Annotated in this window: 28 protein-coding genes; 9 read left to right on the plus strand and 19 right to left on the minus strand. The window is 68.4% G+C overall.

The window, feature by feature from the left end; translation table 11 throughout:
• Positions 1 to 627 precede the first annotated feature (627 nt).
• A complete protein-coding gene (locus tag OC534_RS15630; RefSeq protein ID WP_262072125.1) occupies positions 628 to 1,998 on the minus strand; it encodes an MFS transporter in 1,371 nt (456 codons plus the stop codon).
• 90 nt (positions 1,999 to 2,088) lie between these two features.
• Here OC534_RS15630 and soxR point away from each other — a divergent pair, with 90 nt between their 5' ends.
• Entirely contained in the window at positions 2,089 to 2,523 is a 435-nt protein-coding gene (gene soxR / locus OC534_RS15635) for a redox-sensitive transcriptional activator SoxR (RefSeq protein ID WP_017355465.1), read from the plus strand.
• Between the two features lie 45 nt (positions 2,524 to 2,568).
• Here the strand turns inward: soxR and OC534_RS15640 are convergent, their stop codons facing one another.
• On the minus strand, positions 2,569 to 3,171 hold the full coding sequence (locus tag OC534_RS15640) for a short chain dehydrogenase (protein ID WP_017355466.1): 603 nt from the start codon (positions 3,169 to 3,171) through the stop codon (positions 2,569 to 2,571).
• 95 nt (positions 3,172 to 3,266) lie between these two features.
• Between OC534_RS15640 and OC534_RS15645 the strand changes: the two genes are divergently transcribed.
• Complete coding sequence (locus OC534_RS15645; protein ID WP_017355467.1) at positions 3,267 to 4,160, plus strand: LysR substrate-binding domain-containing protein; 894 nt, start codon at positions 3,267 to 3,269, stop codon at positions 4,158 to 4,160.
• 6 nt (positions 4,161 to 4,166) lie between these two features.
• Here OC534_RS15645 and proC read toward each other — a convergent pair whose 3' ends face one another.
• Together proC and OC534_RS15655 are read right to left on the minus strand one after the other, a co-directional pair.
• Positions 4,167 to 4,988, minus strand: a complete 822-nt coding sequence (gene proC, locus OC534_RS15650; RefSeq protein WP_136006506.1) for a pyrroline-5-carboxylate reductase — start codon at positions 4,986 to 4,988, stop codon at positions 4,167 to 4,169.
• 133 nt (positions 4,989 to 5,121) lie between these two features.
• The gene (locus OC534_RS15655) at positions 5,122 to 5,763 is read right to left on the minus strand and encodes a YggS family pyridoxal phosphate-dependent enzyme (protein WP_136006597.1); all 642 of its coding nucleotides are present in this window, start codon (positions 5,761 to 5,763) and stop codon (positions 5,122 to 5,124) included.
• A gap of 116 nt (positions 5,764 to 5,879) precedes the next feature.
• On the opposite strand from OC534_RS15655, the gene OC534_RS15660 reads away from it, so the two are divergent.
• Both OC534_RS15660 and OC534_RS15665 read left to right on the plus strand, forming a co-directional pair.
• Positions 5,880 to 6,917, plus strand: coding sequence for a type IV pilus twitching motility protein PilT (locus OC534_RS15660; protein ID WP_017354961.1), 1,038 nt, complete (start codon positions 5,880 to 5,882; stop codon positions 6,915 to 6,917).
• An 85-nt stretch (positions 6,918 to 7,002) separates the two neighbouring features.
• The gene (locus OC534_RS15665; protein WP_017354960.1) at positions 7,003 to 8,139 is read left to right on the plus strand and encodes a PilT/PilU family type 4a pilus ATPase; all 1,137 of its coding nucleotides are present in this window, start codon (positions 7,003 to 7,005) and stop codon (positions 8,137 to 8,139) included.
• A 67-nt stretch (positions 8,140 to 8,206) separates the two neighbouring features.
• Here the strand turns inward: OC534_RS15665 and OC534_RS15670 are convergent, their stop codons facing one another.
• Positions 8,207 to 9,028, minus strand: coding sequence for an alpha/beta hydrolase (locus OC534_RS15670; protein WP_262072126.1), 822 nt, complete (start codon positions 9,026 to 9,028; stop codon positions 8,207 to 8,209).
• 178 nt (positions 9,029 to 9,206) lie between these two features.
• On the opposite strand from OC534_RS15670, the gene OC534_RS15675 reads away from it, so the two are divergent.
• Complete coding sequence (locus OC534_RS15675; protein WP_017354958.1) at positions 9,207 to 9,419, plus strand: DUF4287 domain-containing protein; 213 nt, start codon at positions 9,207 to 9,209, stop codon at positions 9,417 to 9,419.
• An 86-nt stretch (positions 9,420 to 9,505) separates the two neighbouring features.
• Complete coding sequence (locus OC534_RS15680; RefSeq protein ID WP_017354957.1) at positions 9,506 to 10,216, plus strand: YitT family protein; 711 nt, start codon at positions 9,506 to 9,508, stop codon at positions 10,214 to 10,216.
• On the opposite strand, the gene OC534_RS15685 is transcribed toward OC534_RS15680, so the two are convergent.
• On the minus strand, positions 10,201 to 10,734 hold the full coding sequence (locus OC534_RS15685; protein ID WP_017354956.1) for a DNA-3-methyladenine glycosylase I: 534 nt from the start codon (positions 10,732 to 10,734) through the stop codon (positions 10,201 to 10,203). The genes OC534_RS15680 and OC534_RS15685 overlap by 16 nt on opposite strands.
• Positions 10,731 to 12,524 (minus strand): DUF4153 domain-containing protein, encoded by a 1,794-nt coding sequence (locus OC534_RS15690; protein ID WP_262072127.1) that lies wholly within the window; start codon positions 12,522 to 12,524, stop codon positions 10,731 to 10,733. The genes OC534_RS15685 and OC534_RS15690 overlap by 4 nt, the downstream gene beginning before the upstream one ends.
• 79 nt (positions 12,525 to 12,603) lie before the next feature.
• Between OC534_RS15690 and OC534_RS15695 the strand changes: the two genes are divergently transcribed.
• The 3 genes from OC534_RS15695 to OC534_RS15705 are packed head-to-tail and all read left to right on the plus strand — an operon-like array spanning position 12,604 to position 14,612.
• A complete protein-coding gene (locus OC534_RS15695; protein ID WP_017354954.1) occupies positions 12,604 to 13,170 on the plus strand; it encodes a YqgE/AlgH family protein in 567 nt (188 codons plus the stop codon).
• The gene (gene ruvX / locus OC534_RS15700) at positions 13,163 to 13,645 is read left to right on the plus strand and encodes a Holliday junction resolvase RuvX (RefSeq protein ID WP_017354953.1); all 483 of its coding nucleotides are present in this window, start codon (positions 13,163 to 13,165) and stop codon (positions 13,643 to 13,645) included. Before OC534_RS15695 ends, ruvX begins: the two co-directional genes overlap by 8 nt.
• A gap of 16 nt (positions 13,646 to 13,661) precedes the next feature.
• Positions 13,662 to 14,612 carry an aspartate carbamoyltransferase catalytic subunit gene (locus tag OC534_RS15705; RefSeq protein ID WP_017354952.1) on the plus strand — a complete coding sequence of 317 codons (951 nt, stop codon included), beginning with the start codon at positions 13,662 to 13,664 and terminating at the stop codon, positions 14,610 to 14,612.
• Positions 14,613 to 14,727: 115 nt separating this feature from the next.
• Here the strand turns inward: OC534_RS15705 and OC534_RS15710 are convergent, their stop codons facing one another.
• The 12 genes from OC534_RS15710 to OC534_RS15765 all read right to left on the minus strand — a co-directional run bounded on the left by OC534_RS15710 (position 14,728) and on the right by OC534_RS15765 (position 24,941).
• Positions 14,728 to 15,486, minus strand: coding sequence for a tetratricopeptide repeat protein (locus OC534_RS15710; RefSeq protein ID WP_262072128.1), 759 nt, complete (start codon positions 15,484 to 15,486; stop codon positions 14,728 to 14,730).
• Between the two features lie 57 nt (positions 15,487 to 15,543).
• Entirely contained in the window at positions 15,544 to 16,347 is an 804-nt protein-coding gene (locus OC534_RS15715; protein WP_017354950.1) for a prolyl oligopeptidase family serine peptidase, read from the minus strand.
• A gap of 67 nt (positions 16,348 to 16,414) precedes the next feature.
• Positions 16,415 to 16,681, minus strand: coding sequence for a hypothetical protein (locus tag OC534_RS15720; protein ID WP_136006515.1), 267 nt, complete (start codon positions 16,679 to 16,681; stop codon positions 16,415 to 16,417).
• A gap of 13 nt (positions 16,682 to 16,694) precedes the next feature.
• Positions 16,695 to 18,056, minus strand: a complete 1,362-nt coding sequence (gene mgtE, locus OC534_RS15725; protein ID WP_017354948.1) for a magnesium transporter — start codon at positions 18,054 to 18,056, stop codon at positions 16,695 to 16,697.
• A 165-nt stretch (positions 18,057 to 18,221) separates the two neighbouring features.
• Entirely contained in the window at positions 18,222 to 19,994 is a 1,773-nt protein-coding gene (gene ptsP, locus OC534_RS15730; protein WP_262072129.1) for a phosphoenolpyruvate--protein phosphotransferase, read from the minus strand.
• 2 nt (positions 19,995 to 19,996) lie between these two features.
• On the minus strand, positions 19,997 to 20,266 hold the full coding sequence (locus tag OC534_RS15735) for an HPr family phosphocarrier protein (RefSeq protein ID WP_017354946.1): 270 nt from the start codon (positions 20,264 to 20,266) through the stop codon (positions 19,997 to 19,999).
• Positions 20,259 to 20,651: a PTS sugar transporter subunit IIA gene (locus OC534_RS15740; protein ID WP_017354945.1), complete on the minus strand. Its 393-nt coding sequence runs from the start codon at positions 20,649 to 20,651 to the stop codon at positions 20,259 to 20,261. Before OC534_RS15740 ends, OC534_RS15735 begins: the two co-directional genes overlap by 8 nt.
• Before the next feature lie 134 nt (positions 20,652 to 20,785).
• Positions 20,786 to 21,685, minus strand: coding sequence for an RNase adapter RapZ (gene rapZ / locus OC534_RS15745; RefSeq protein WP_262072130.1), 900 nt, complete (start codon positions 21,683 to 21,685; stop codon positions 20,786 to 20,788).
• The gene (hprK, locus tag OC534_RS15750) at positions 21,682 to 22,632 is read right to left on the minus strand and encodes an HPr(Ser) kinase/phosphatase (RefSeq protein WP_017354943.1); all 951 of its coding nucleotides are present in this window, start codon (positions 22,630 to 22,632) and stop codon (positions 21,682 to 21,684) included. Before hprK ends, rapZ begins: the two co-directional genes overlap by 4 nt.
• On the minus strand, positions 22,629 to 23,081 hold the full coding sequence (locus OC534_RS15755; RefSeq protein WP_017354942.1) for a PTS sugar transporter subunit IIA: 453 nt from the start codon (positions 23,079 to 23,081) through the stop codon (positions 22,629 to 22,631). Before OC534_RS15755 ends, hprK begins: the two co-directional genes overlap by 4 nt.
• 20 nt (positions 23,082 to 23,101) lie before the next feature.
• Positions 23,102 to 23,431 carry a ribosome-associated translation inhibitor RaiA gene (gene raiA / locus OC534_RS15760; protein ID WP_262072131.1) on the minus strand — a complete coding sequence of 110 codons (330 nt, stop codon included), beginning with the start codon at positions 23,429 to 23,431 and terminating at the stop codon, positions 23,102 to 23,104.
• Positions 23,432 to 23,489: 58 nt separating this feature from the next.
• Positions 23,490 to 24,941, minus strand: a complete 1,452-nt coding sequence (locus OC534_RS15765) for an RNA polymerase factor sigma-54 (protein WP_153164538.1) — start codon at positions 24,939 to 24,941, stop codon at positions 23,490 to 23,492.
• Positions 24,942 to 24,948 lie beyond the last annotated feature (7 nt).

The raw sequence follows: 24,948 nt of genomic DNA on the forward strand, positions 1-24,948 counted from the left end.
CCGATGCGAAAGGCAGCCGGGTAGAACCCGGCTCTACGGGGGCCTCAACGGTTGCCGGGTAGAACCCGGCTCTACAGGGGCCTTCAACGGTTGCCGGAGTGAAACCGGTGCGCGGTTGGGCGCGCTCCCGTAGAGCGGGGCTCTGCCCCGCTGCGTTGGGCCGATGCGAAGGGCAGCCGGGTAGAACCCGGCTCTACAGGGGCCTTCAACGGTTGCCGGGTGGAACCCGGCGCGCGGTTGGGCGCGCTCCCGTAGAGCGGGGCTCTGCCCCGCTGCGTTGGGCCGATGCGAAAGGCAGCCGGGTAGAACCCGGCTCTACAGGGGCCTTCAACGGTTGCCGGAGGGAAACCGGCGCGCGGTTGGGCGCGCTCCCGTAGAGCGGGGCTCTGCCCCGCTGCGTTGGGCCGATGCGAAGGGCAGCCGGGTAGAACCCGGCTCTACAGGGGCCTTCAACGGTTGCCGGAGGGAAACCGGCGCGCGGTTGGGCGCGCTCCCGTAGAGCGGGGCTCTGCCCCGCTGCGATGGGCCGATGCGAAAGGCAGCCGGGTAGAACCCGGCTCTACGGGGGACTTCAACGGCAGCCGGGTAGAACCCGGCTCTACAGGGGCCTTCAACGGTTGCCGGGCGCTACACGCGCCGTGCCACGGCTGCGCTGGCCACGGCGAGGAGCAGCATGATGGCGTAGGTGAGCAGGTAGCCGACCATCACGTTGCCCTGCAGGAACAGGGCGAACAGCGAGCCGGAGATGGCCAGCGTGGTCGCCACGCCGAGCGCTTCGCTCAACTGCAGGGCCGACGTGTTGGCGCCCTGTTCGGCCGGCGGCGACAGTGACAGCGTGAGCACCGACAGGCTCGGGTAGATCAGGCCCATGCCGAGTCCGGTCAGCGACCAGCCGGCCAGCGCCAGCCACAGCGGCACGCCGGGCTGGATCGCCAGTGATGTGGCGAGGATGCCTGCGCACATCAGCAGGGCGCCGCTCTGCAGCAGTTGCCGGCGTGACCAGCCGCGCTGCTGATGGCCCTGCAACCAGGAGCCACTGAACCAGCCCAGTGCGCCCAGGCTCAATGCCACGCCCGCCAGCAACGGGGTCAGGCCGCGTTCGCGCTGCAGCAGCAGCGGCAGGAAGGCTTCGCAGCCGAAGAAGGCCGAGGCGGCGATGCCGCGCAACGCGATCACGCTGGGCAGGCCGCGATGCAGGCGCAGGGTGCCGCGCGGCAGCAGCCTCCAACTGCACAGCGCGAGCAACGCCAGGGCCGGCAGCAGCAGGCCCAGGGCTGCCCAGCCGGACTGCTGGCCGCCGATATACAGCAGCAGCGCGCCGATCGACGCACCGATGGCCCAACGCACCACCGTGGGGTGGCTGTCGGCAGCGGCGCCGGTGGGCGGCAGCTTGCGCAGCGCCGGGCGCAGCAGCAGGGCGGCCGGGATGGCGAGCAGAGGCACGGCGAGGAACACCCAGCGCCAGCCCAGATGCTGCACGATCAGCCCGCTGATGCTGGGGCCGATCAGCGAAGGCACCACCCAACCGGCGGAAAATGCGGCGAACACGCGTGGGCGCATTGCCTCTGGAAATGTGCGGCCGACCAGGACATACAGCGCCACCGAGATCGCACCGGCGCCCAAGCCCTGCATCAGCCGGCCCAGCACCAGTATCGGCATGTGCTGGGCCAGCCCGGCCACCAGCAGGCCGGCGATGAAGCAGGCCAGACCCAGCCACAGCGGCCGCGCCGGACCGCGCTGATCGCTCCAGCGTCCGGCCAGGGTCATGCCGATGACGCTGGTGGCCAGCGTTCCGCCGAAGGCGAGTGCGTAGAGCCGCAGGCCATCCAGGTCATGCGCGACAGTGGGCATGGCGGCGGCCACTGCCAACGCCTCAAACCCGTGCAGCGACACGAGGGCGACCATGCCGATGGTGGTGGCGCGGTAGGTCGGGGACAGGATCGACGGCGATGGGGCACGATCGGGGGCGGACGCGGTGACGCTGACATCGGAAGACATGGGAACATCCAGGCAACAGGGGGGCAGGGCGCTTGCAGGGCGCCGGCGCACAGCGCAGGATGTCACCTGAACCAAGGTTGAGGTCAAGCAGTGATCGCGCAGGAATTGAGTGTAGGCGAAGTGGCCAGGCGCAGTGGCGTGGCGGTATCGGCGCTGCACTTCTACGAGCGCAAAGGGCTGATCCGCAGTCTGCGCACGGCGGGCAACCAGCGCCGTTTCGCCCGCGATGTACTGCGCCGGCTGGCGGTGATCCGCGTCGCGCAGCGGGTGGGAATGCCGTTGGAGGCCGTCTCCGCCGCCTTTGCCGCGCTACCGGAGAACAAGACCCCGACCAAGGCCGAATGGGCACGGATGTCGGCGCTGTGGCGCAGTGAGCTGGATCAGCGGATCGAGCAGCTGCTGCTGTTGCGCGACCAGCTCACCGACTGCATCGGCTGCGGCTGCCTGTCGCTCAAGCGCTGCCGGCTGACCAACCCGGGCGATGCACTGGGCGAGCAGGGCGACGGCCCGCGGCGCTGGGAATGAACACGTACCGGCCAGCGGCCGGCACGGCCGGGCCTGGGCGTCGGCTCACCAGACGGTAAGCACCTGGCCGCTCTGCACACCTTCCACGCTGCGCTGGTAGGCCAGTGACGCACGCTGCGCGGTCACCGGTTCAAACCCGGGGAAGTACGCGCCGTAGTTGTCCATCGACTCGACCAGCACGTTCGGGCTGACCACATTGATGCGCAGCCCGCGCGGCAGCAGTTCGCAGGCGGCACCGCGCACGAAGCCTTCCAGCGCCGCATTGACGGCGGTGGCGTTGGCGCCGTCGCGGATCGGCTGGGCGCTGACGATGCCGCTGGTCAGCGTGATCGATCCCCCCACCCGCAGATGGCGCTGTGCGGCCAGTGCCAGCCGCACCTGGCCGAGCAGTTTGTCCTGCAGGCCCAGGTTGAACTGGTCGGCACGCATGTCGGCCAGTGGACCGAAGTGCAGGCGGCCGGTCGTGGCGACCACCGCATCCAGCGTGCCGACCTGGTCGAACATCGCCTGCACGCTGGCATCGTCGGTGAGGTCCACCTGCACGTCGCCGCCGTGCCGGCCGGCACGAATCAGTTCATGGTGCGCGCCCAGGGTGGCGGCAACGGCCTGGCCGAGGGTACCGCTGGCGCCGACAAGCAGAATTTTCATGGGGCTCGCTCCGGGTGAGGAAAGCCCAGTCTGCGCTGCTGCGAGTGGTTCGGTAACCGGCGTATGCTTTGCAGATTGCAAAGCAGGGGTTTCCAATGGATACGTTGCGCTGCATGCAGGCGTTCGTGGCCGTGGTTGAACAGGGCAGCTTCAACGCCGCCGCCGAGCAGTTGGCGGTGTCGTCAGTGATGGTCGGCAAGTACATCCAGCAGCTGGAGACGCACCTTGGCGTGCGCCTGCTGCAGCGGAACACACGCCGCCAGAGTCTCACCGATGCCGGCCGCAATTACCTGGCCGGCTGCCGGGCGGTGCTCGAGCAGGTGCAGCAGGCCGAAGCCAGTGTGGAAGGCCTCCAGGCGCAACCGCAGGGTGTGCTGCGGATCAGCGCGCCGGTGACCTGGGGCAGCTGCGTGCTGGCGCCGCTGGTGGCGCGCTACCTGGCCGCGTATCCGCAGGTGACGGTGGAATTGGACCTCAACAACCGCCGCGTGGACATGATCGAAGAGCAGTTCGACGCGGTGGTGCGGATGGGCCAGCTCGGGTCGGCCGAATGGGTGGCGCGACCGCTGCCGCCGTATGCGATGCAGATCTGCGCGGCGCCGTCCTACCTCGCGCGCAAGGGCATTCCGCAGCATCCGGGTGACCTGCGCGACCACGATTGCCTGACCCACCTGGCCTGGCGCGGGGGGCATGGCTGGCGGTTGCGCGGGCACCCCGAGCAGGACTGGTCGGAGCATTCGCGGCTGCTGTGCAACGACGGCGACGGCCTGCGTCGCGCCGCATTGGCCGGCGCCGGGCTGATCCTGCAGCCGGCGGTGCTGCTGGCCGAGGATGTGGCGGCGGGGCGATTGCAGCCGGTGCTGGCCGATTACCTGCCCGAGCCGCGTCCGTTGCATCTGGCCTACCTGCCGGATCGCCGGCCGCGGCCGAAGCTGTCCAGCTTCGTGGCGTTTCTGCTGGACAGCGTCGGCGCGGCAGCGCCGGCCTGAGGGCCGTCAGTCGTTGGCGGCCGACAACGCCTGGCCGCGGCGGGTGGCGGCCTCGATCGCCCGTCCGACGATGGCCTCGAAACCGTCGGCCTGGAACGATTCGATGGCCGCCTGGGTGGTGCCGTTCGGCGAGGTCACGCGGCGGCGCAGCTCGGCGGGCGCTTCGCCGGATTCATCGAGCATGCGCGACGCACCGAGCAGCGTCTGCACAACCAGCACGCGCGCGGCATCCGGAGCGAGGCCCTGCGCTTGCGCGGCCGCCTCCATCGCTTCGGCCAGCAGGAAGACATACGCGGGGCCGCTGCCGGAGACGGCGGTGACCGCGTCCATCCGCGCTTCGTCGTCGATCCAGACCGTGCGCCCGGCGCTGGCCAGCAGCGTGTCGGCCTGCTGGCGCTGGGCGTGGCTGACACCGGCGGTGGCGAACAGCCCGGTGACGCCGGCGCCGAGCAGGGCGGGGGTGTTGGGCATGGCGCGGACCACCGCCGGGCTGCCCCCCAGCCAGCGCACCAGCTGCGCGCTGGTGATGCCGGCTGCGATGGAGACCACCAGGGGGGCCTGTGCTGCGGCACTCTCTTCCAGCGACGCGCAGACGTCGCGCAGCACCTGCGGTTTCACCGCCAGCAGCCAGACCTGCCCCTGCGCGGCGGCTTCGCTGGCGCTGGCGTAGGTGTGCACGCCGAAGTCGGCGGTGAGCTGGCTGCGCAGCTCGGCCACCGGTTCGGCGACATGCAGATGGGCGGGGGCGACCCCTTGGCGGATCAAGCCGGCGATCAGGCTGCGGGCCATGTTGCCGCCGCCGATGAAGGTGATCGAAGTGCTGGTCATGAGGCGTCCTTGGTCAGAGGGGAGCGCCGGGGGCAACCCGGCTGCGTGGTGCGAGGCAGATCGTAGCGGCGGGTTCCACGGGGCTGCGGGTGCCGTGTGCGGGAAGCCGCGGGGCAGGGCCCCGCTCTTCGGATCAATGGCGTGCGCCGAACAGGGCGGTGCCGATGCGGACCAGGGTGGCACCGTGGGCGATGGCCTCGGGGTAGTCGCCGCTCATGCCCATCGACAGCGTATCCACCGCCGGATGGGTGGCCGACAGTGCCTGGAACAGCCCGCCCATGCGCTCGAACGCCGCCGCTCGGCGCGATGCTTCGGGCCACGGCGCGGGGATGGCCATCAGGCCGCGCAGGCGCAGGGTGGGCGCGGCATCGATTGCTGCCGCCAGCGCCGGGATCGCCTCGGGCGTGCAGCCGTGCTTGCTGTCTTCATCGTCGATGTTGACCTGGATCAGCACGTTCAGCGGCGTGAGGGAGGCCGGGCGATGTGCGGCCAGCGCGGCGACCAGTTTTGGCCGATCCACGCTCTGCACCCAGTCGAAGTGCTGTGCCGCCAGTTCGGCCTTGTTCGACTGCAGGTGACCGATCAGGTGCCACTCCAGGCCCAGCGCGGCCAACGCGTCGATCTTGGCCACCGCTTCCTGCACGTAGTTCTCGCCGAACGCACGCTGCCCCTGTGCGGCCAGTGCGGCGACCGCGTCGGCCGGCTGGGTCTTGGAGACGGCCAGAAGACGGGGATCTGGCCGCCCGGCGGCCGAGGCCGCGTTGTGCAGGTTCATCAGGAGGGTGGACAGAGGCAGCGCGGACACGGGCGTATTCCGGTAGATCAGGAACGCTATACTGCCGCCCGGGGAAAGAACCTTCCAGTCGCAGCAGTCATGGGGAGTAGCAGCGCATGGATATCGCCGAACTGTTGGCGTTTTCCGTAAAGAACAAAGCGTCGGATCTGCATCTGTCGGCCGGCCTGCCGCCGATGATCCGCGTGGACGGCGATGTCCGTCGCATCAACATTCCGGCCCTGGACCACAAGCAGGTGCATGCGCTGGTGTACGACATCATGTCGGACAAGCAGCGCCGCGATTTCGAAGAGTTTCTCGAGGTCGACTTCTCGTTCGAGATCCCGTCGCTGGCGCGCTTCCGTGTCAACGCGTTCAACCAGAACCGGGGCGCCGGTGCGGTGTTCCGTACCATTCCCTCGGAAGTGCTCACGCTGGAAGACCTGGCGTGCCCGCCGATCTTCCGCGAGCTGATCGACCAGCCGCAGGGCCTGATTCTGGTCACCGGCCCGACCGGTTCGGGCAAGTCGACCACGCTGGCGGCGATGATCGACCACATCAACAAGAACGAATACGGCCACATCCTCACCGTCGAGGATCCGATCGAATTCGTCCACACCTCGCAGAAGTGCCTGATCAACCAGCGTGAAGTCCATCGCGATACGCATGGCTTCAACGAAGCGCTGCGTTCGGCCCTCCGCGAAGATCCGGACATCATCCTGGTCGGCGAACTCCGCGACCTGGAGACCATCCGTCTGGCACTGACCGCTGCCGAAACCGGTCACCTGGTGTTCGGTACGCTGCACACCAGCTCGGCGGCCAAGACCATCGACCGCATCATCGACGTGTTCCCCGCCGGCGAGAAGTCGATGGTGCGCTCGATGCTGTCCGAGTCGCTGCGTGCGGTGATCTCGCAGGCGCTGTTGAAGAAAGTCGGCGGCGGGCGTACCGCCGCGTGGGAAATCATGGTGGGCACCCCGGCCATCCGCAACCTGATCCGCGAGGACAAGGTGGCGCAGATGTACTCGGCGATCCAGACCGGCCAGCAGATGGGCATGATGACGCTCGACCAGCATCTCCAGGACCTGGTCAAGCGCAGCCTGATCACGCGCAACCAGGCCAAGGATTACGCCAAGGACAAGCGCATTTTCGAATAGAGGTCGCGCCGGGCCCGGCCCGGTTCGATACGTTCGGTAGTGCCGGCCGCTGGCCGGCACCTGGCAATCTTCGGAGCACACCGCGATGAGCACCACCACCATCGACTTCACCTCGTTCCTCAAGCTGATGGCGCACCAGAAGGCGTCGGACCTGTTCATCACCGCCGGCATGCCGCCGGCGATCAAGGTCAACGGCAAGATCTCGCCGATCACCCAGACCCCGCTGACGCCGCAGCAGAGCCGCGACCTGGTGCTCAACGTGATGACGCCGGCGCAGCGCGAGGAGTTCGAGAAGACCCACGAATGCAACTTCGCCATCGGTCTGTCCGGTGTCGGCCGTTTCCGCGTGAGCTGCTTCTACCAGCGCAACCAGGTGGGGATGGTGCTGCGTCGGATCGAGACGCGCATTCCCACCGTGGAAGAGCTGAGCCTGCCGCCGATCATCAAGACGCTGGCGATGACCAAGCGCGGCATCATCCTGTTCGTCGGCGCGACCGGCACCGGCAAGTCGACCTCGCTGGCGGCGATGATCGGCTACCGCAACCACAACTCCACCGGGCACATCATCACCATCGAAGACCCGATCGAGTTTGTGCACAAGCACGAAGGCTGCATCATCACCCAGCGTGAAGTGGGCATCGATACCGACAGCTGGGAAGCGGCGCTGAAAAACACGCTGCGCCAGGCACCGGACGTCATCATGATCGGCGAGGTGCGGACCCGCGAAGGCATGGACCACGCCATCGCATTTGCCGAGACCGGCCACCTGGTGCTGTGTACGCTGCATGCCAACAACGCCAACCAGGCGATGGACCGCATCATCAACTTCTTCCCTGAGGACCGCCGCAACCAGCTGCTGATGGATCTGTCGCTGAATCTCAAGGGCGTGGTGGCCCAGCAGTTGATTCCCTCGCCGGACGGCAAGTCGCGCAAGGTGGCGATGGAGATCATGCTTGGCACGCCGCTGGTGCAGGATTACATCCGCGACGGCGAGATCCACAAGCTCAAGGAAGTGATGAAGGAGTCCGTGCAGCTGGGCATGCGCACGTTCGACCAGAGCCTGTTCGAGCTGTACCAGGCCGGCGAGATCAGCTACGAGGATGCCCTGCGCTACGCCGACTCGCAGAACGAAGTACGCCTGCGCATCAAGCTGTCGCAGGGCGGCGACGCGCGCACGCTGTCGCAGGGTCTGGATGGGGTGGAGATTTCCGAGATCCGCTGACGCGGCGGGGTCGGACGCGGGCGCGCGCGGTGCATGACCGGCGCGCCCTTGACCCGGTGCGTTTACCTCATCCGCGGATGAACGCCAGCAGATCCGGATTGATCACGTCGGCGTGGGTGGTGCACATGCCGTGCGGATAGCCTTTGTAGACCTTCAACGTGCCGTGCTTGAGCAGCTTGATCGCCAGCTCCGCCGAGTCGGCGATCGGCACGATCTGGTCGTCGTCGCCGTGCATCACCAGCACCGGCACGTCGATCTTCTTCAGGTCCTCGGTGAAGTCGGTTTCCGAGAAGGCCTTGATGCAGTCGTAGTGCGCGTTGATCGCGCCCATCATGCCCTGGCGCCACCAGTTGTCGATGATGCCCTGCACCGGCGGGGTGCCGTCGCGGTTGAAACCATAGAAGGGAATCGGTACCTCGCGGTAGAACGCGGCGCGCCCGGCTGCCAGCTGCGCGCGGAAGCCGTCGAACACCTCCCTGGGCGTGCCGCCCGGGTTGGTGGCGCTCTTGATCATGACCGGCGGCACCGCGCCGATCAGGACGGCCTTGGCAACGCGCCCGGGCTTGGCCTGGGCCACGTAATGGGCCACCTCCCCGCCGCCGGTGGAATGCCCCACGTGCACGGCGTCGCGCAGGTCCAGGTGCTCGGCCAGGGCATTGACGTCGGCCACATAGGTGTCCATCTCGTGGCCGTCACGGGGCTGCGAGGAGCGGCCGTGGCCACGCCGGTCGTGGGCGATCACGCGGTAGCCCTGCAGCAGGAAGAACTGCAGCTGGCTGTCCCAGTCGTCGGCGCTGAGCGGCCAGCCGTGGTGGAAGACGATCGGCTGGCCCTTGCCCCAGTCCTTGTAGAAGATCTGGGTGTTGTCCGGGGTGGTGACATACGGCATGACGCGAACTCCTTTGGGGGTGGGGGATACGCGGGGTGAGGCCAGCATGCTGCCGCAGCCGGGTGTTCAGCCGGCATGAAAAGAACCGGCGGCCGGCGGCGTGTCGATTCTCCACCCGCTGCAGCGTCGAACCGATGACAGGCGTGCCCTCCGGCCCGCCGCCCTGCGGAGTACCGAGATGAGCGACACCCCGATCAAAGGCCCTGCGTCCTACTTCCCGTCCATCGAGAAAACCTATGGCCAGCCGGTCGGCCACTGGCTGGCGCTGCTGGTTACCCAGGGCGGGCTCAAGCACATGGAACTGGTGGCGTTCCTGAAAACCGAGCACGGGCTGGGCCACGGCCACGCCAATGCGCTGGTGGCCCACCACCTGCGCGGTGGGGGCGGCTGAACGGCCCGGCCAGCTGGCTGAACGATTTCAACTGCAACTGTCACGTAGATCGTGTCTAATACCGCCCCCACCCGCGGTACCCCCACGTGACTTCCCTTGATTCCCACAGCCCCGAGCCGTGCGGCGACGCTGACGGCCACCTGGTCACCGCCGGCCCGCTGACCCCGCCGCCGGACAGTGCCGGCACCGTCGCCGACGAGAAGGCGCTGCGCCATTCCGTTGCCGAGGACGTGCAGGGCATGCTGCTGGCCACGCTGGTGGCCTCGCTGGGCCTGGCCATCTTCGCCAAGGGCGGGCTGATGATCGGGGGCATGGCCGGGTTGGCGTTCCTGGCCCATTACGCCTTCGGCTGGAACTTCGGCCTGGTGTTCGTGCTGGTCAACCTGCCGTTCTACTGGGTGGCGGTGCGACGCATGGGCTGGGAGTTCACGCTCAAGACCTTCGCGGCGGTGACCGCCTGTGGCGTGCTGACCGACCTGCTGCCGCGCTGGGCCGATTTCGCCCACATCAGCTCGCTGTACTCGGCCATCGTCGGTGGCGCGCTGGCTGGCCTGGGCATCCTGTTCTACATCCGCCACCGTGCCAGCCTCGGCGGCATCGGCATCCTGGCGGTGTACCTGCAGCGCACCCGTGGCTGGAGCGCGGGCAAGGTGCAGATGTCCTTCGACACGCTGCTGATGTGCGTGGCCTTCTTCGTGCTGTCCCCGTCGAAGGTGATGTACTCGGCGATCGGCGCGGTGGTGCTCAGCCTGGTGCTGATGTTCAACCACCGCCCCGGCCGTTACATGGGCGTGTGACCCGAGGCGGCTGCCAGCCGCGCGAACACCGGGCAGTCCGGGCTGTGCGCGCCTGGCAGGTAGCCCAGGCTCATCAGGAACTCGCCGGTGATCTCACCCCCGGTGAAGCGGAAGGTCTTCTTGAACAGCTTCACCCAGGCCGCCTTGTCCTGCGGATGGTGCGCGTCCAGCCAGGCGGCGAAACTGCCGTGGCTGGCCCGCAGCTGCTGGATGACCTGCGCGTTGTGGACGGCGGCATGCACCTTGAGCCGGTTGCGGATGATGCCGGCGTCGCCCAGCAGGCGTTCGATGTCGCGCTCGCCATAGGCGGCCACGGTGTCCACATCGAAACCGTCGTAGGCGGCACGGAAGCCCTCGCGTTTCTTCAGGATGGTCTCCCAGCTCAGCCCAGCCTGGTTGATCTCCAGGATCAGCCGTTCGAACAGCTCGCGTTCGTCGCGTTGCGGGAAGCCGTACTCGTGGTCGTGGTAGTGGCCATGCACGGGATGGCCAGGGGCGATCAGGCAGTAGCCGCTCACGGGGTGTCCTCGGACGAAGGGGGAGGGGTCTGGATGTCCTGCGGCTCGCCGCCATCCAGTGATACCTGCGGCCAGCGCGGGCGATGCAGCGTGATGTTGCCCTGGCGCACTGCGGTCTGGATGCGGCCGGTGCTGCCGGCCCAGAAGGTGAGGGTACCGCCGTCACGCCACTGTGCGCCTTCCAGGACATGCAGCTGGCAGGACGATCCCACCGTGCCGCTCACATCGCACAACAGCATCTCGTCGCGGCCGTCGCCATCCAGATCGCGGCGCAGGGCGACGCACGGATGGCCGGGCCGCAGGCAGTCGTTGGCGGACACCTTGCCGGCGAGCAGCGCGTCCCACCAGGCGGTATCCGGTGCCGGGCTGTTGGCGGCAGGCACGAGCTGGCGCTGCAGCACCGCGCGCTCGGTGACCGCCGCCACCGACGACGACGACGTCGCACGGTCGCCATGCCAGCGCGACTGGCGCGCCAGCGCGGCATCGATCACCGCCACGGCGGCGGGAGCGTCCTTGAAGCCCGGGGCGTCACGCAGCGCCTGCAGGGCCTGGTAGCCGCGCCGGCCGAGCTCGAAACGCAGTACGCGTGCGTCATCTTCCTCGATCTGCGGCGCCTGCGCCTGCAGGCGGGCGACCTGGCTGTGCACGCTCAGCCGCACCGGGTCCAGCAGGGGCGTATGCGGCAGCACCGCAGCGGCCAGCACGGCCCAGCAGACCCATCGGTTGATCGTCTCGATGCCCTGCAACCAGCGCGGGAACCGGCGCAGCGCGGCCCACGCGTAGCCGAGCGCGTACCCGGCCAGCAGCAGCGCGATCAGCGCCACCCACACCCGCGGCAGCGTCCAGCCATGCTGCTCCACGCGCAGGGCCACTGCGTAGAGGGCCAATCCGGCGTAGACCGGCAACGCCAGCAGGCTGGCATCCACCAGCCGCCGCAACCACGCCGGATACGGTGTCACGTCGCTGTCCTGCTGGTAAACCGCATTGGTGAACACCACCAGCAGCGCCACGATGGACAGCAGCAGGGCGGCAGCCGAGCGGGTCTTCCACAGCGGTTCCAACCCGGTGAACGGCAGGCTGCACACGAACAGCACCGCGATGAACGCCAGCAGTGGCAGCAGTCCCTTGCACACCGCGAACAGCACCTGCCGGGTGACCTGCACCGCGCGCTGCTGGGTGCGTCCGATCAGGATGCCAAAGCCCATCAGCGTGCCGGTGGCCAATGCGATGAAGGCGCCCTGCTGGAACAGGTCGCGGAAGAAGCGGATATCCACCAGCATGAACAGCAGTGCCCACAACGACAGCAGCAGCCAGGTCAGTCCGGTGAACGCCACCGCCAGGGCCAGCGTCAGGGCGTTCTGCCAGGCGTGTTCAAACAACGCGGTGTAGGTGGCGCGCCAATGGCCGCTGGCGAGCCGGTACTGCCACCACGGCAGCAGCACGAAGAAGCCCACCGCCATGCTCAAGGCGAATGGCGTCACCAGCGGGCCTTCGGCCAGGCCGGGCGCGCCCTGCAGATTCCAGCCGATCCAGCCGGACAGCGCCAGCACACCCAGCAGGCCGACGGCGGCGTGCGCCCAGAGACGGCGGTCGTTGAGCCGTGTTGCCGCCAGTACGATCGCGCCCGGTACCAGCAGGACGGCCGCGTTCCAGCACAACTGGCCGGTGATGCTGTCGAACGGCCAGGTGGTATCTGCCTGGGTGGCGATGTACAGCAGCAGTCCCTGCAACAAGGCAATCAGCACGATCGCGCTGCGGGTGTTCAGCGGCAGCGGCGGGCTGTCGTTCATGGAGGCTCTCCTTGCGTGAGTGCGTGCATCGTAGCGGAGGGCTCACGCCGGTGCGCAGGCCAGCGGGTAGAATGGCCCCATGTCCGAGCTTTCCACCTCTCTCGCCCATCATTTCCTGGTCGCGCTGCCGTCGCTGAGCGATCCCCCGTTCGCGCGCGGCGTTGCGCTGATCTGCCAGCACGACGACAACGGTGCGATGGGAGTACTGGTCAACCAGCCTTCCGAGTACACCCTCGGCGACGTGCTGGCGCAGATGGAGATCCCGACCGATGACGGCGCGCTGCGTGGGCAGATCGTGCTCAACGGCGGACCGGTGCATCCCGAACGCGGCTTTGTGATCCATGACGATGCGCGACCGTGGGATTCCAGCCTCAACGTGGGCCAGGGTGTGTACCTGACCACCTCGCGCGACATCCTCGAAGCGATGGCCCGCGGCGAAGGCCCGCGCAACGCGCTGGTCACGCTGGGCTGCGCGGGATGGAGCGAAGGCCAGCTTGAAAGCGAACTGGCCGACAACAGCTGGCTCACCGTGCCGGCCGACGAGGAGCTGCTGTTCACCACGCCGCTGGAGCAGCGCTGGCAGGGCGCGGCCTCGCGCATCGGCGTGGATCTGTTCCGCCTCACCGACTACAGCGGCCATGTCTGAGCCGACCGCCACCGCGCCCGGCACCATCCGCCGAGACGGCACCGTGCTCGGTTTCGACGTGGGCTCGCGCCGGATCGGTGTGGCCATCGGCAGTTCGTTCGGCACGCATGCCCGGGCCATCGCGGTTGTGGATGTGCATGGCAATGGGCCGGACTGGGCAGCGGTCGAGCGCCTGCTCAAGGAATGGCGCCCGGACGGGCTGGTGGTTGGCGATCCGCTGACCCTGGACGGCCAGGACCAGCCCAACCGCAAGCGCGCGCAGGGTTTCGCGCGGCAGCTGCGCGAACGTTTCAAACTGCCGGTGGTGCTGATCGACGAGCGCTCCAGCTCGGTCGAGGCGGCACGCCGGTTTGCGGTCGAGCGCGCCGAAGGCCGCAAGCGTCGCCGTGATGCCGCCACCCTGGATGCGGTGGCCGCAGCGGTGATCATCGAACGCTGGCTGTCTTCGCCCGACGACGCCACCCCCGTTTCCTGACCCCCAGACCTAGCCCATGACCGCCTCGCAACTCGATTCCGATGGACGCCTGCGCCACCTGCTGACCCTGGAAGGGCTTCCCCGCCAGACCCTGCTGCAGCTGCTCGACCGGGCCGGCCAGATCCGCGACGCCGCGGTCGGCCGGGTCGGCAACAAGCGTCACGTGCTGGGGGGCTCGGCGGTGTGCACCCTGTTCTTCGAACCGTCCACGCGCACGCGCAGTTCGTTCCAGCTGGCTGCACAGCGACTGGGCGCGGATGTGCTGAACTTCGACGCGTCGACCTCGTCCACGCGCAAGGGCGAAACCGCATGCGATACGCTGAAGAACCTGGAAGCGATGGGCGTGCGCGGCTTTGTCGTACGCCATCCCGATGACGGCGCCGTGGCTGCGCTGGCCGCGGCCGCAGGCGAGGGCACGGCCCTGGTCAATGCCGGTGACGGCCGCAGCGCGCACCCGACCCAGGGCCTGCTCGACATGTTGACCCTGCGCCAGGCCAAGGGCAGCGATTTCTCGAAAATGAAGGTGATCATCGTCGGCGACGTGAAGCACTCGCGCGTGGCCCGTACCGATCTGCATGCGCTGCGCACGCTGGGCGTGGGCGAGATCCGCGTGTGCGGCCCGCAGTCGCTGCTGCCGGACGACGACACCCTGAAAGGCTGCATCGTCGGCCAGGATTTCGACGCCATGCTGGAAGGCGCCGATGCGCTGATGATGCTGCGCCTGCAGCGCGAGCGCATGGAAGAAGGCCTGGTGCCGTCGCTCGAGCAGTATCACGCGCAGTACGGCCTGGATGCCGCGCGCCTGAAGCGTGCCGGCCAGGAGGCCGCCGTGCTGCACCCCGGCCCGATCAACCGCGGCGTGGAAGTCACCGACGAAGTGGCCGACGGCCCGCAGTCGTGGGTGCTGCGCCAGGTCGCCAACGGCGTCGCCGTGCGCATGGCGGTGCTGGAAACGCTGCTGGGGTAAGGACCGCTCGCCGGCACTCCGGTGCCTGTGGACCGCATCAAGCGCCGGCCAGCGGCCGGCCATGCCCGGACGTCGCGGGCCCCGTGGTCCGGATGGCGGGCGGCCTGAGGTGGGTTCAGTTGGGTGGAGTGGATGGGTGCCGGCCGGCGGCCTGCTCCAGCTGGTCGATGTAGATCAGTTCGTTCCTGGCGGTCTTGCTGTCGGGGTCGATTTTCTGCGAGGCGAGGTAGGCGGCGCGCGCGCTTGGGAGATCGCCCAGTTCGATGTGGGCGAAGCCGACGCCACGCAGGGCGAGGGCTTCCATGCGGCGGTTCTCGGGTTGGCTGCGGGCCAGCTCGAGGGCGCGGGTGTAGGCGTCCATCGCGCCCTGCCAATCCTTGCGCCGGACCAGGGCCGCGCCGCGTTCGCACAGCGCTTCGGCATCGTAGGGCGCCACCGCGATGGCCTTGTCCAGCCACCGCAGCGCGGCGTCCACGTCGCCGTGCTCCAGAGCGATGTAGCCCAGGTGGTTGTAGGCCTTGGCACAGGCCAGGTCCAGCCATTCGGTCGGCGTGCCACGCCCCGGGCCTTCCATGTACATCGTGTACTGGCGGTGGGTCTGGAAACTCAGTGCACGGCGCCCGGGTACCGCCTGCTGCGCATCGCAGTAGCGCACGGCGTCGGTGAGCACCGGTGCGGCGGCGGCGGGGTTGCCGGCCAGACTGAGGTCCACGGCGTCCTGCACGGCAGTGCGGTACTGCGTGCCCAGCGCGGGTTCGCCCTGCGCGGCGGGCAGCGCGGTGGTGACGCTGTAGCTGGAGGACGGCGGTTCCTGGGCCAGCCCCAGGGGCGGAACGGCAAGGGCAATCAACAGTACCTGCGGGCGCACACGCATCGTCAGCTTCCATGCAACCAGTGTGGCGGCGACGATACCGCGTCTTCGGGCCGGATGTCAGTGCTGCGTCTGCGCCCAGAGCCACGACCACATCGCCGGATCGGCATAGGTCGCATCCCAGGCGTTGTGGTTGCCCTGCGGGTACTCGGTATAGCGCACGTCGCGGGCACCGGCCTGCTGGAAGGCGGCGTAGAGCCGGCGGTCGTCGTCGGGCAGCACCACGTCGTCCAGCGCGCCGTGGAAGATCCAGATCGGGGTCTGCTTCAGGCGCTGGGCGATGGTGGCATACGGGTCGCTTTCGTGCGCGACGTCCTCTACGCGCAGGGTGGGGCGTACCGCGCGCGGGGCCGCTACCGCGCCGCACACCGGGACGATCGCGGCGAAGCGGGTGGGGACGTCCAGAGCGATGTTCCAACTGCCGTAGCCCCCCATCGACATGCCGGTCAGGTATTGCCGGCGGGGATCGGCCCCGAACTCGGCGATGGTCGCATCGAGGGCGGCCAGGGCGATGCGGTTGTTGTCGTCGGACCAGTGCTGGTTCTGCGGCACCTGCGGCAACACGACCAGACCCGGGAAGCTGTCCGCGTTCTGGCGGAGGTACGGCCCAAGCCCGGCCAGCGTCTGGCGGCGGCCATCACGACCGCGTTCGCCCGAGCCATGCAGGAACAGCACCACCGGCAGCGCACCGCGCGAGGCCGCCGCGCCGCGTGGCACGAAGACCTGGTAGTACGAGGTTCGGCCATCGACCTTGACCGCGCGGCCGACGAAGGTGCCGGTCGCGTCGTCCGGGGTGGACGCGCATCCGGTCACCATCATCATCGTCACCGCCCACAGCAGCCATCCACCCCAGCGTCGCGCCATTGTCGTGCCCTGATTGAAATCGATTTCAGTCTAGGCGGCGCGGCGTGCCGTGGCATCGTGCAGTGCATCAGTCCCGCTGCGGTGCGGCCGCCAGGATCTGCAACTGCTCGATCGCTTCGGGGTGGCCGTCGGCGGCGGCGGCCTGCACCTGCGCCAGACTGGGGTGGACCACCAGCAGCAGGGGGTTCTCGCACTGGGGGCAGTCGAACTCGGCCTCGTCCTCGTGCAGTTCCAGTGTCATCTGGCGCGCGCTGCCCTGCCATTCACAGGCGGGGCAGGCATGGGTCTGCTCGCGCCAGCCGGGCTGGAAGTAGTTGTCGAGAGTGAGCGCCATAGGGGTGTCCGGGTCAGTGCAGCAGGATCAGGGTGGCCAGGCCGAGGAAACTGAAGAAGCCCATGACGTCGGTCACTGCGGTGACCACCACGGTGCCGGCCACGGCCGGATCGACGTTCATGCGCTTGAGCAGCAGCGGCAGCAGCACGCCGGCCAGCGCGGCGGCGCAGAAATTGATGATCAGCGCGAGCGTGATGACCAGCGAGAGCAGGAAACTGTGGAACCACAGGAAGGCGATGATGCCGACCACGGTGCCGATCAGGGTGCCGTTGATCAGCGCCACCCGCGATTCCTTCCACAGCAGGATGCGCGCATTGCTCTGGCCCACCTGGCCCAGCGCGATGCCGCGCACCATCAGGGTCAGCACCTGCACGGCGGCGTTGCCGCCGACGCCGGCCACGATCGGCATCAGCACCGCCAGGGCGACCACTTTCTGCAGGGTCATCTCGAACTGACCGATCACGCTGGCGGCGAGGAAGGCGGTGCACAGGTTGATGCCCAGCCAGACCACGCGGCCGCGCACGGCGCGCCTGATCGGCGAGAACAGGTCTTCCTCTTCGTCCAGACCGGCGGCGCCCAGCGCCTGGTGCTCGGCCTGCGACCGGATGATGTCGACCACGTCATCGATGGTGATGCGGCCGAGCAGGATGTTGTTGTCATCCACCACGGGCGCCGACACCCAGTCATGGTCGGAGAACTGGCGGGCCACTTCCTCGGCACTCTCACCGACGTCGATGGCCGGCTGCTCGTCGTCGATCAGCCGGTTGATCGGGGTGTTGTCCTCATGGGTGACCAGCGATGCCAGCGACAGCCGGCCCAGGTACTGGTGACGGCGGCTGACCACGAACAGGTGATCGGTATGGTCCGGGAGCTCGCCGCGCAGGCGCAGGTAGCGCAGCACCACGTCGACGTTGACGTCGGCGCGCACGGTCACCACGTCCGGGTTCATCAGGCGGCCGGCACTGTCCTCGGGATACGACAGCACCTGCTCGAGCCGCTCGCGGTTCTCGCGGTCCATCGACTTGAGCACTTCATCGATGACCGTGTCCGGCAGGTCTTCGACCAGGTCGGCCAGATCGTCGATGTCGAGATCTTCGACCGCAGCGATGATTTCGTCCGGGTCCATGTCCGCGAGCAGGCTCTCGCGCACTTCCTCACCGACGTGGACCAGCACCTCACCGTCGTCTTCCGGGTCGACCAGGCCCCACACCACCTCACGCTTGCCCGGCGGCAGCGATTCGAGCAGGTTGCCGATCTCGGCCGGTGCCAGCGTGTTGACCAGCCGGCGCACCGGACCCAGGCGCCCGCTGTCCAGTGCATCGGACAACAGCCGCAGCTGGCGTGCCGTCTTGTCGTGGCGTACGGCTTCGGCCATGCGCAGCTCCTGCGGAAAAAGAAAAGGCCGCTATCCCGGAGAGGATGCGGCATCGGCGGTGGTCAGCGCGTCATTATCGCGCGCTTGTGTGTCAATCGGGTAGGTGCGCGGGGTGGGCCGCACGCGGCGCGATGGCGCCGGCTGCTGGCCGGCAACCACGCAGATTCATCCGCCTGCCTTCTCGATCCAGCGTTCGATGCCACGGCGGTCCCGCGCCTGCAGCAGCTTGGGCGCCATTGCCTGCAGCATCGACAGGTCGCTGTCACGGATGGCGCGGCGTACTTCCAGCAGGGTGCCCGGGTGCAGGCTGAACTCGGTGAGCCCCAGCGCCAGCAGCAGGGGGGTCATGCGCGGATCGCCGGCGATCTCGCCGCAGACCGCCACCGGGATGTCGTAGGCCTGGCCGGTGCGCAGAATGTGCGCGAGCAGGCGTACCACCGCCGGATGCAGCGGCGAGTACAGCTCGCCCACGGCTTCGTTGTTGCGGTCGGCGGCGAGCAGGTACTGCACCAGGTCGTTGGTGCCGATCGACAGGAAGTCGACCAGGTCGATGAAACTCTCCAGTGCGATGGCGGCGGCAGGTACCTCGATCATGGCGCCGAACGGGATGTGTTCGGCCACCTCGTGGCCCTCGGCGCGCAGCAGGTCGGCCTGCTTGTTCAAGCGCCGGCGCACCGCCAGCACTTCCTCGCGGGTGCTCACCATCGGGATCAGGATGCGCAGCTTGCCGTAGGCCGAGGCGCGCAGGATCGCGCGCAGCTGGGTATCGGCCACTTTGGGCCGGGCCAGCGACAGGCGCACTCCGCGCAGGCCCAATGCCGGATTCTCTTCGTTGCTCAGGGTCAGCCCGGTGCGGTCGGCCTTGTCCGCGCCCAGGTCCAGGGTGCGGATGGTGACGGGCCGGCCGCTCATGCCGAGCGCGGCGTCGCGGTAGGTTTCGAACTGCTCCTGCTCGTCCGGCAGCTCGTTGCGCTGCAGGAACAGGAATTCGGTGCGGTACAGGCCCAGGCCCTGCGCGCCGAGGGCGTGCGCCTGGGTGACATCCTCGCTGGATTCGGCATTGGCGAGCAGGACGATGTCGACGTTGTCGCGGGTGCGGCTGGGCTTGGTACGCAGCCGGCCCAGTTCGCGCTGCTCGCGCGCATGTTCGCGCAGCCGCCCGCGGTAGTCGCGCAGGTCCGGTGCGTGCGGGTTGATGGTGACGGTGCCGTCGCTGCCGTCCATGATCAGCACGTCGCCGTCGGCCACCTTCTGCAGCGCGTTGGGCACGTTGACGATCAGCGGCAGGTGCAGGCTGCGCGCCAGGATCGCGCTGTGCGACAGCGCGCTGCCGCCGGCGGTGACGATGCCGACCACGCCGTGCGCCTGCAATTGTGCGAGCTCGGACGGGGCGATGTTGTCGCAGACCAGAATCTCCCCGGCCATGCCTTTGACGTCGGGCGGGCGCTTCTGCAGGAAGGCGTGGATGCGGCCGATCACATGGTCCAGATCGTCCATGCGGCTCTTCAGGTAGGCATCGTCCATGCCGTCGAAGACCTTGGCCAGCCGGTCACGCTGCACGCGCAGGGCATAGCCGGCGCTGTACGGACCGCTGCGGATCAGTTCATCCAGCCCGAACAGCAGCTCCGGGTCGTCCAGCAGCAGCGCGTGCAGGTCAAGGAACTCGCCGGCCTCCTGGTTCAGCGCGCCGTGCAGCCGTTGGCGCAGGTCGTGCATTTCGCCGCGGGCGGCGTCCACCGCGCTATGCAGCCGCTTGAGCTCGGCATCCACCTTGGCGGCGGGAATGCGCTGCTCGGCCACCTCCAGCACGTGCGGCAGGCGGACCCGCGCACGCCCGAGCGCGTTGCCGCGCGAGGCACCGTGGCCGCCCAGCAGCACCGCCCCGGACGCGGTCCGTGACGTGGTGCTGGCGGCCGGTCGCGACGGTTGCCCCGGCATGCTCAGCTGTCCTCGTCGAAACGCCGTTCGAACAGCGACACCACCGCATCCATCGCGGCAGCTTCGTCCTCGCCGTCGATGCGCACGGTCACCGGGGTGCCTTGGCCGGCGGCCAGCAGCATGACGCCCATGATGCTCTTGGCGTTGATCTCACGGCCCTTGGCGGCCATGGTCACGTTGCAGCGGAAGGGCGCCAGCTCCTGCACCAGCTTGGCAGTGGCGCGGGCATGCAGGCCCAGACGGTTGGATACAGTGAGTTCTCGTTCAAGCATCGTCGACAATCGCTCCATTGCGAGTGCCTGCCGCAGCAGTGGCAGGTAGTTGATCCAGTCCCTGTTCCGGATAATTCATCACCCGCAACAACATCGGCAGGCTAAGCGCCGAAACCCGGCGCGCCGGGGTGCCCAGACGAGCCAGCTGCCCGGCCAGATTGCTGGGGCTGGCGCCGTACAGGTCGGTCAGGATCAGCACGCCCTGTCCACTGTCCACCCGGCGCAAGGCGGCCGAGGCGAGTGGGAGCAGGGCGTCCAGGTCTGCGTCGAACGGTACTTCGAAAGCGTCGGTCTTCAGCGGCAGGTGCCGCAGCAACCGGGTTGCCACGTCCAACAGGGAAGTGCCAACACCAGGGTGGGTTACGAGGAGAATGCCACAGGTCATTGCCAAACGTTAACAGGTCAACGTGAATTGGCGATAGCCGCAAAACAGGGGCGCTGTATCCCGTATTCATGATGAGTCGGTGTGGCGCCTGCGCCGGGTGTCCCGGAGAGCCGGCCAGCGGCCGGCTCGACGGATCAATCCAGTTCGCGATGGAACGTGGCCACGTCCGGCCAGCCCTGGTCCCGCGCATGCCGGGCCATCCGCTCGGCCAGGTACACCGAACGGTGCTTGCCGCCGGTGCAGCCGAAGGCGACAGTCACGTAGCTGCGGGTGTCGTTGCCCAGGCGCGGCAGCCAGGTGTCGAGGAAATCCACCAGCTGGGCGGCATAGCGCTTTACGTCCGGCTGCTCGTCCAGGTACTCGCGCACCCCCCGGTCGCGGCCCGACAGCGGGCGCAGTTCCGTGTTCCAGTGCGGATTGGGCAGCACGCGGACGTCGAACACGAAGTCGGCCTCGGCCGGCACGCCGCGCTTGTAGGCGAACGACTCGAACAGCAGGGACAGCTTGCTGCCGTGGTTGAGCGCGAACCCTGTCACCACCTTGCGGCGCAGCTGGTGCACGTTGAGGTCGGTGGTGTCGATCACGGCATCGGCGGCGCGGCGCAGCGGGGCGGTCAGTTCGCGCTCGCGGGCGATCGCCTCGGGCAGCGACAGGCCAAGCTGGCTCAGCGGGTGGCGGCGCCGGGTGTCGGCGTAGCGCTTGAGCAGGGTTTCATCGGTGGCATCGAAGAACAGCAGTTGGGCGTCGAGCCCGGCGGCCTTGGCATCCTCGCGCCAGTGCGAAAGCTGGGTCAGGTCGCTCTGCGCGCGCACGTCGATGCCCACCGCCAGCCGGCGCGGGCCCTCGGTGCCGCTGTCGCCGAGCAGGCTGCGCACGAAGTCCGGCAGCAGGTTGATCGGCAGGTTGTCCGAGCAGTAGTAGTCGAGGTCTTCGAAGGTCTTAAGTGCGACCGTCTTGCCCGAGCCGGACAGCCCGCTGACGATTATCAGCGTGGCCGGGGGCGGGGCAGTGGCGGCGGCAGTGGGCAGGCTCATGGGGTGCGGCGTTCCAACATGTTGCTGTGGCGGGCGATGAACATCGCGGCGGGGTCGATACCCTTGGTACGTAGAATGTGCAGCCGGGTGGCCGCTTCGGTCAGCACGGCCAGGTTGCGGCCGGGCATCACCGGCAGGGTGATCAGCGGCACGTCCAGGTCCAGCACGTGGCGGGTGCCCGAATCGCCGGTGAGGCGTTCGTACCCGTGGGGTGTCGGCTCGGTCATCGGCTTGGTCAGGTGGACGATCAGCCGAAGGTACTTGTTCTTCTTTACCGCGGTGTCACCGAACATCTCCCGCACGTTCAGCACGCCCAGTCCGCGCACTTCCAGCAGATCCTGCAGCAGCTCCGGGCAGGTGCCGTCGAGCACGTCCGGGGCGATCTGGGTGAACTCGGGGGCGTCATCGGCCACCAGCCGATGGCCGCGGCTGAGCAGCTCCAGGGCCAGCTCGCTCTTGCCCGACCCGGCCTCGCCGGTGATCAGCACGCCGATGGAGTAGATCTCCATGAATACGCCATGCAGGATCACCCGCGGCGCCAGCGTGCGCGCCAGATGGTAGGACAGATGGTTGAGCAGCTCGTGGCCGCGCTTGGGCGAGACCCACAGCGGGGTCTGCGACTCGTCGGCGGCCGCGCGCAGGTCTTCCGGGCAGGACTGGTTGCGGGTGATCACCAGCGCCAGCGGATGCGACTGCATGATCCGCTCGATGGTCTCCCAGCGCTGGCGCGAGTCCAGCGAATCCAGCCAGGACAGTTCCTCGGTGCCGAGGATCTGCACTTTGTTGGGGTAGATCGCGTTGAGGTAGCCGGCCAGCGAGGGCCGGCGCGACACGGTATTGCCGGCCTCGAGCTCGCGGCGCTCGCCCTTCTGCCCGGCCACCCAGCGCAGGCTGAGGCGATCGCGCTGCTGTTCGAACAATTCGCGTGCGGTGATGCTCGTATTCATGCGGCACTCGCCGGCGGAGGGAATTCGATGACCTGGCGCAGGGCGTCGCCGTCGCGCGCCTCGCGCAGTGCCTGGCGGATGGCCGGTTCGGAGAACAGTTCGGCCAGCTCGGACAGCAGCATCAGATGTTGATGGGTGTAGTGCGCGGGGACGGCGATGGCGAACACCAGGTCCACCGGTTCGTCGCTGCCGAACTCCACCGGTGACTCCAGGCGCAGCAGGGCACCGCGGGGGCGCTCGAGCAGCGGCGCGCGGCCGTGCGGGATGGCGATGCCGTGCCCGATCCCGGTGCTGCCCAGCGCTTCGCGCTGGCACAGGTTCTGGTAGATCAGCTCGGCATTGGCTTCGCGGCAGGCCAGCAGGCGGGCGGCCGCTTTGAGGACACTGTCGCGGTCGGCGGCCGGCAACACTTGCGTGCGCACGGCCGCCAGGAGGTCAGTCAAAGGCATGTCAGGGAAGAACGAGGGCGTCAGCCCTCATTGTCGCCCACCGGCAGCGGCAGCGGCAGCGGCGCGTGCTGCTGCTTTTTCTCCTTGTGCTTGATCACGAGGCGGTCGAGCTTGTCGGCCAGGATATCGATGGCGGCGTACATGGTCGGGCCGCTGGCGTCGGCGTGCAGGGTCTGCCCGGGGACGTTCACACTGGCATCTGCATGGTGGTCCGGCTTGCGGATCGACAGCTGCACGCGAATCTCGCAGTGCTGGTCGAAATGCTTCCCCAGCCGCTTCAGCTTGGTTTCCACGTACTCGTTCAGAGCGGGGGTGAGTTCAAGCTGCTGGCCATACGTTTCGATGCGCATCGGGTTTCTCCTTCGTTCGGATTTGCCAATGAACCTTCCCGCCTGGCGCGGTGGAGCGTCAGGCGATTCTTACTCTTTCGTGCGAGGCGGAAATGTTCATGGCCTCACGATACTTCGCCACGGTGCGCCGCGCCACCGGTATTCCCGAGGTCTTGAGCAGGTCAGCCAGCTTGGCGTCAGAAAGCGGCTTGCGCGGGTTCTCGTCGTCGATCAGGCGCCGGATCATGGCCTGGATGGCGGTGCTGGAGGCTTCCCCGCCGCTGTCGGTATCGATGCCCGAGGCGAAGAACGACCGCAGCGCCAAGGTGCCGCGGGGGGTGCGGACGTATTTGCGTGCGATGGCGCGGGAGATGGTCGATTCGTGCAGGCCCAGCTCGCCGGCCACCTCGCGCAGCGTCAGCGGGCGCAGGGCCTGTTCGCCGAACTCCAGGAAGGCGGCCTGCTGCTGCAGCAGGCAGCGCACCACCCGCAGCAGGGTTTCGCCCCGGGCTTCCAGGCCCTTGAGCAGCCAGCGCGCTTCCTGCAGGTGGGCGCGCAGGTAGCCGGCGTCGCTTTCCCCGCAGCGGCGGATCATCTGTTCGTAGCCCCGGTGGATCACGACCCGGGGGCCGGCATGGCCGGCCAGGGCCGCCCGCCAGATGCCGTTCTGGCGCCAGACCACGCAGTCGGGCACCACGTAGCTGTCGTGGGAAAGCTCGCCGATCTGGGTGCCGGGGCGGGGGTCCAGGGTCCGCAGCAGCTGCACGGCGGTGTCCACTTCGGCCAGTGGCTCGCGCAGCTCGTGGGCAATGCCGGCCACGCCGCTGCGCGGCAGGCGCTCCAGCGGGCCGTCGGCGATGCGGCGGGCCAGGGCCAGCCCGGGGGTGTCGGCGGGCAGCACGTCCAACTGCAGGCGCAGGCACTCGCCCAGGCTGCGCGCGCCGATCCCGATCGGGTCGAAGCGCTGGATCTGGTGCAGGACGGTCAGGATTTCCGCTTCACTGGCGTGGATGCCCGGGAGCAGGGTGTCGGCGATGGCGCTCAGCGGCTCGCGCAGATAGCCATCATCCTCGAACGCATCGATCAGCGCCGCGCCGATGCTGCGGTCGCGGCTGGAGAGGTGGGACAGGTGCAGCTGCCACAGCAGGTGGTCGGCCAGCGATTCGGTTTCGGCCACGCGCTCGGCGGCGCTACCGGTGTCGTCGTCATCGAACGAGCCGCCGCTGTTGCCGCTGCTCCAGTCGCCCTCGCCAGGCGCCCAGTCATCCGCACCGGGACCGGCGGCATCGGCATCCCGGTCGCCGTGCTCCTCGCCGTCGCCTGCATTCACGGTCGTGGCGGTCTCGCCCGGCAGGGCCTCCAGCGCCGGTTCGGCGTTCTCGGCCCATTCCAGCAGCGGGTTGGTCTCCACTGCCTCGGCGATTTCCAGGTCGAGCTCGGCGCTGGACATCTGCAGCAGCTTGATGGCCTGACGCAGCTGCGGCGTCATGACCAGTTGTTGCCCCATCGATGTCTGCAGCCGTGCTTTCATGCCTGTG

This window comes from Stenotrophomonas sp. Marseille-Q5258, from assembly GCF_946900935.1.
Lineage (GTDB): Bacteria > Pseudomonadota > Gammaproteobacteria > Xanthomonadales > Xanthomonadaceae > Stenotrophomonas > Stenotrophomonas nematodicola.